Origin of the sequence: Streptomyces sp. NPDC006265 (assembly GCF_040613555.1) — a bacterium.
Lineage (GTDB): Bacteria > Actinomycetota > Actinomycetes > Streptomycetales > Streptomycetaceae > Streptomyces.
Map to the genome: position 1 here is coordinate 1 of NZ_JBEXSH010000975.1, position 3173 is coordinate 3173.

4 protein-coding genes are annotated in these 3173 nt (G+C 71.0%); 1 reads left to right on the plus strand and 3 read right to left on the minus strand.

Translation table 11 applies throughout. From position 1 onward, the window contains the following. Positions 1–1176 (minus strand): glycosyltransferase family 4 protein (locus tag ABZ281_RS43730; RefSeq protein ID WP_356663761.1); only part of this gene is annotated, 1176 nt, incomplete at its 3' end. A gap of 227 nt (positions 1177–1403) precedes the next feature. On the opposite strand from ABZ281_RS43730, the gene ABZ281_RS43735 reads away from it, so the two are divergent. Beyond that, a complete protein-coding gene (locus ABZ281_RS43735; protein ID WP_356663763.1) occupies positions 1404–2045 on the plus strand; it encodes a TetR family transcriptional regulator in 642 nt (213 codons plus the stop codon). A gap of 319 nt (positions 2046–2364) precedes the next feature. On the opposite strand, the gene ABZ281_RS43740 is transcribed toward ABZ281_RS43735, so the two are convergent. After that, positions 2365–2598 (minus strand): ferredoxin, encoded by a 234-nt coding sequence (locus ABZ281_RS43740; protein WP_356663765.1) that lies wholly within the window; start codon positions 2596–2598, stop codon positions 2365–2367. Positions 2599–2600: 2 nt separating this feature from the next. Then, positions 2601–3173, minus strand: a 573-nt coding sequence (locus tag ABZ281_RS43745) for an aldehyde dehydrogenase family protein (RefSeq protein ID WP_356663767.1), incomplete at its 5' end; no start/stop codon positions are given.

Genomic DNA, 3173 nt, shown 5'->3' on the forward strand with positions numbered 1-3173 from the left:
CAGCAGGCGGCCCAGCCCGGCGGCCAGCGCGCCCGCGTCGCCGGGCGGTACGGCCAGGCACGTCTCACCGTCGCGACCGGCGACCTCGGGTATGGCGCCGCCGGTCGTGGCGAGCAGGGGCGTGCCCGTCGCCATGGCCTCGGCGGCCGGGAGCGAGAAGCCCTCGTAGAGCGACGGCACGCAGGCGACCTGCGCCGAGCGCACGAGGTCGACGAGCTCCTCGTCGGAGATGCCCTTGACGAACTCGACGGCACCGGCGAGGCCGTACCGCTCCATCGCCTGGGCGACGGGGCCTTCGGCGGGGCGCTTGCCGACGACGACGAGATGGGCGCCGGGGTGCTCGGTCCGGACCTTGGCCAGCGCCTCGACGAGGTGCACCAGGCCCTTCAGCGGCACGTCCGCGCTGGACGTCGTCACGATCCGGCCGGGTACGACCGGCACCGAGGGGTCCGGCGAGAACAGGTCGGTGTCGGCGCCGATGTGGACCACGTGGATGCGGTCCCGCCGGACCCCGAGGTGGTCGACGATCTCCTGCTGCGAGGTGCCGGACACGGTGAGCACGGACGGCAGGCGGCGCGCGACGCGCTTCTGCATGCGCGTGAAGGCGTACCAGCGCCGCACCGATGCGCGCCGCTTCCATCCGTCCGCCGCGTCCAGCTCCAACTGCCGGTCGACGGTGATGGGGTGGTGGATGGTCGTCACCAGGGGCGCGCCGACATCGCCCAGCAGGCCGTAGCCGAGGGTCTGGTTGTCGTGCACGACGTCGAACTCGCCGCGCCGGGCGCGCAGATGGCGCCGGGCGCGCAGGGAGAACGTCAGCGGTTCCGGGAAGCCGCCCGTCCACATCGTCGCGACCTCGAGCGCGTCGATCCAGTCGCGGTACTCGCCGCGCCCCGGTGTGCGGAAGGGGTCCGGCTGGCGGTACAGGTCGAGGCTGGGCAGCTCGGTGAGGCTCAGCCCGTCGTAGCCCTCGTCGAGGACGGGATACGGCTGGGAACCGATGACCTCGACCCGGTGGCCGAGGCGGGCCAGCTCGCGCGCGAGGTGCCGGACGTAGACGCCCTGCCCGCCGCAGAACGGGTTCCCTTTATAGGTGAGGAGCGCGATATTGAGCGGTCGCAAGCCGTCGGCAGCGGGGTCCTCCGGAGCCCCGGCCTCCCTGGCCTCAGCGGTCACTCTGGGCCCCCTTCTCCCTGCACTGTCCCGCGAGATTACGCCGGGACGCTAACCTAGAACAAGTTTCAGACTTGATCGTCCGGAGGCTCTGAATCTACCGGCAGGTAAGGGTGCTGTGAGCAGTGGATCAGGTGATTCACGCCACGACGGCGCCGTGCCATGCTGTGTGATCACTCGTCCTCACGGACGGTCACGGAACGGGCCCGACCCAGCCCGCAGAAGCCAAGGTGAGCGCCAAGGTGAACAAGCCGGCCAAGGTGGAAGCCAGAGCGGCAGCGCCCGCCTCCCCGCCCCTCACGGAGCGGCAGGAGGCCCGCCGCCGCCGCATCCTGCACGCGAGTGCCCGGCTGGCCAGCCGGGGCGGCTTCGACGCCGTGCAGATGCGCGAGGTCGCGGAGTCCTCCCAGGTGGCGCTCGGCACGCTGTACCGCTACTTCCCGTCCAAGATCCATCTGCTGGTCGCCACCATGCAGGACCAGTTGGAGCACATGCACGGCACGCTGCAGAAGAAGCCCCCGCAGGGCGAGACGGCCGCCGAGCGGGTCGCGGAGACACTGATGCGGGCCTTCCGGGCGTTGCAGCGCGAGCCCCATCTGGCCGACGCGATGGTCCGGGCGCTGACCTTCGCCGACCGCAGCGTGAGCCCGGAGGTCGACCAGGTCTCCCGCCAGACGACGGCGATCATCCTCGACGCGATGGGCCAGGAGAACCCGACCCCGGAGCAGCTCTCGGCCGTCCGGGTGATCGAGCACACCTGGCACTCGGCGCTGATCACCTGGCTGTCGGGCCGCGCCTCGATCGCCCAGGTGAAGATCGACATCGAGACGGTGTGCCGCCTGATCGATCTGACCGCGCCGACCACCGCGTGAGCGCCGTGGGCCCCATGAGCGGGCCCCATGGGCTGGGCCCCCGGCGGACCCGGACACGGCAAGGACCTACGAGACGGGTTCCCTTCGCCGGCATGGTCCGGATCAGGTGATGGGGGTCGCCTCGGGGTGCCGGGTTTCGGCCCGGTTCCCTTCCGCCTCTCAGCCCTACCGTCGCAGTCGGCACCAGCGGAAGCCCTCACTTCACTTCCCGCCGACGTCGGCCACTCCGGTCGGACTCCCTCACTCGCCTCGTAGGCCTGCTTCCAGCATAGAACGCCCAAAGCGGAATGAAACCCTCCTCATCATGATTCTTCGGGCGCTACTCCTCGGGCGGGAACACCGCCTCCCCGCCGTCCCGCAGCGTGATCGTGATCGCCTCCGTGGGACAGCTCTCCGCCGCCTCCAGCACCCGCTCGTTCGCGTCCATGTCGGGAGCGGCCGGACGGGACTGGCGGGCGGCGTCCAGGTGGAAGCCGCCCGGCGCGTGGTGGAGGCATTGCGCGGAGCCGATGCACAGGGAGCGGTCGACCTCGACGTGCCAGCGGTCGCCCATCGCTACGCGTCCGCCGGGAGGTGGATCATCTTGTGCTCCAGGTACTCGCCGTACCCCTCGGGCCCGAACTCCCGCCCCAGGCCCGAGTTCTTGTAGCCGCCGAAAGGGCCGAGCATGTCCAGGCTGAAGGTGTTGACGGAGTAGGTGCCCGTCCTGACCTGCCGGGCGATGTCGATGCCGTGCTCGACGTCCGCAGTCCAGACGCTGCCGCTCAGCCCGTAGTCGGAGTCGTTGGCGATCTTCACGGCGTCGGACTCGTCGTCGTAGGGCAGCAGGCAGATCACCGGGCCGAAGATCTCCTCGCGGGCGATGCGCATGGAGTTGTCGACGTCGCCGAAGAGGGTCGGTTCGACGTACCAGCCGCGGTCGAGGCCGGCCGGGCGTCCGCCGCCGGTGAGGATCTTGGCGCCCTCCTCCTGCCCGATGCGGATGTAGTCGAGGTTGCGCTGCTGCTGCCGCCGTGCGACCAGCGGACCGACCTGGGTGGCCGGGTCCAGCGGGTCGCCGACCGTCAGGGCGCCCGCGGCGGCGGCGAGGGCGTGGGCGAACTCGTCGTAGCGGGAGCGCGGCAGGAG